The organism is Campylobacter sp. TTU-622 (genome assembly GCF_016598965.1).
Classification (GTDB): Bacteria; Campylobacterota; Campylobacteria; order Campylobacterales; family Campylobacteraceae; genus Campylobacter_D.
In genome coordinates this window covers 1-2,018 of the sequence record NZ_JAENKR010000140.1, presented here as the reverse complement: position 1 = coordinate 2,018, position 2,018 = coordinate 1, and the positions used below count along the sequence as shown (strand labels likewise).

The 2,018-nt window shown below is 27.5% G+C and carries 3 protein-coding genes; all 3 read right to left on the bottom strand.

What is annotated here, in order from left to right; genetic code table 11:
• Positions 1-1,033, bottom strand: a 1,033-nt coding sequence (locus JG677_RS07955; RefSeq protein ID WP_200286099.1) for a Ppx/GppA phosphatase family protein, incomplete at its 3' end; no start/stop codon positions are given.
• Positions 1,033-1,278, bottom strand: a complete 246-nt coding sequence (locus JG677_RS07950) for a YfhL family 4Fe-4S dicluster ferredoxin (protein WP_200170043.1) — start codon at positions 1,276-1,278, stop codon at positions 1,033-1,035. The genes JG677_RS07950 and JG677_RS07955, both read right to left, overlap by 1 nt.
• Before the next feature lie 111 nt (positions 1,279-1,389).
• Complete coding sequence (locus JG677_RS07945) at positions 1,390-2,016, bottom strand: response regulator transcription factor (protein WP_200286097.1); 627 nt, start codon at positions 2,014-2,016, stop codon at positions 1,390-1,392.
• Between the last annotated feature and the right edge of the window lie 2 nt (positions 2,017-2,018).

Below are 2,018 nucleotides of genomic sequence, written 5' to 3'. Positions count from 1 at the left end.
TATTAAGATTATGAATCTCTTTAAGTGTATCAAAAATTTGCAAAGCATATTGTGGCGTTTTATTTTTTATATTATTTGTTAAAAATCTATCTTGTAAAGATTTTAAACTAGGATTAAAATTATTTGGAAAATATTTTAGTGGTCTTAATAAATCTTGCAAATATATTCCCTCTCTAATTCCAACACCACTTGTTATAATTTGTTTTGCTTTGATTTTTTGAGTGATTTTTAAGAAAATTAGAGCACCTTCTTTAATAGTATCAAAACGATCTTTTTTTATTCCAAAATCGATAAGAGAATTAGCATTGGTGTTTAAAATTTTACAAATATAGTCTTTTTCATCTTCAAAATTGTATCTAAAATCGTGTAAATTTTTTAAAGGATATGAGTTTTTTTGCATAATAGAACTTGAAATTGCCCTTAGACTTCCTCCAATGGCTATAAGATTATCGTTGCAAAATGTTTCTGGTATCAGTCTTAAAGTAGATTCTAAAAATTCATCTAATTTTTTTGAATCTGAATTAAAAAGCTCTTTTAGTCTAACTGTTCCTATATCAAGCGAAATACAATCAATAATTTTTCTATTTTTAATCAAACAAAGCTCGCTTGATCCCCCTCCTATATCTAAAGTTGTACCATCTTTAAAGTTGCTTAACAAATTTAAAGCAGCTAACCCTCCTAAATAAGATTCATTCTTTCCATCAATACAGCGAATATTTAACTGAAGTTTATTTTTTATTCTTTTTATAAATTCTTTTGAATTAGGAGCATCTCTTAGAGCTGAAGTACCAACTATAAAAATTTTTTTACATTTATTTTTTAAAGCACATTGCTTGAAGAAACTTAAAGTCTCTTCAGCTCTTTGCATAGCTTCTTTTTGTAAAAATTTTTTATTGTTATAAGAATTTTCTCCTAAACGAACTTTTCTTTTAAATTCGTGAGTAGTGTAAAACCCATATCGTGAAGTTTTTTCAAAAATCACCATTCTAATTGAATTAGAACCTAGATCAACAACAGCAGTTCTTTTAGCCATTAATATTCTCTACGTTTGTTTTTAAGACGTAATTCCTCTATACTTTCAACATTGTCTGGATCTGGAATGATGCATTCATAAGGACAAGCAACAATACAAGCTGGTTCTGAAAAATCATTTACACATTCTGAACAAAGATCAGGATCTATAACATAGATAGGACTATTTTCATATATAGCGTTATCAGGACATTCTTCTCTACAAGCATCACAACAAACACAATCTTTAGTTATTAAAAGAGACATTGGATTGTAACCTTTCAGATATATTTTTTGTTTTATACAATAATAAAACTTAAATATAATATAAAATTTTAAGTAATAAAATTAAGAAATTTTTTGCTTTTATGCAAAAAATTAAGATTTTTTAGGAAAGCAAAAACGATATCCTCTGCGACGTACTGTTTCAATAGTAGAAATATTTAAAGGTTTATCCATTTTTTGACGAATTTGATTGATTGCGACTTCTATTACATTTGGTGTAACAAGTTCAGGTTCTTCCCAGATGGCATCAAGCAATTGTTCTTTAGAAACAATTTGATCTGAATGTCTTGCTAGATGAGTTAAAACTTCGAAAGGTTTTCCTTTGAGCTCTATATCTTGTCCTCTATATGTTATTTTTTCTTCATCAGGATCTATAGTTAAATCTTCTATTTTTATAACATTAGTTCCACCAAGCCTTAATCTTGCTTCAATTCTTGCCATTAATATATCAAAATCTATATTTTTCTTAACAAAATCATCTGCACCTGCTTTTAAAACTTTGATTTCAGTTTCTTTGTCTGTTTTTGAAGACATAATAATAATTGAAGTTCTTGGAGATTTTTGTTTGATAATATTGATAAGATCAGATCCATCTCCATCTGGTAGATTCCAGCTTGCTAGAACTAGATCATAATGTCTAATGCCAATGAAATATTCTCCATCTTTAAAATTTTCAGAAGAGTCAGTTTGATAACCAAAACTATTAAGATTATCTATAATAC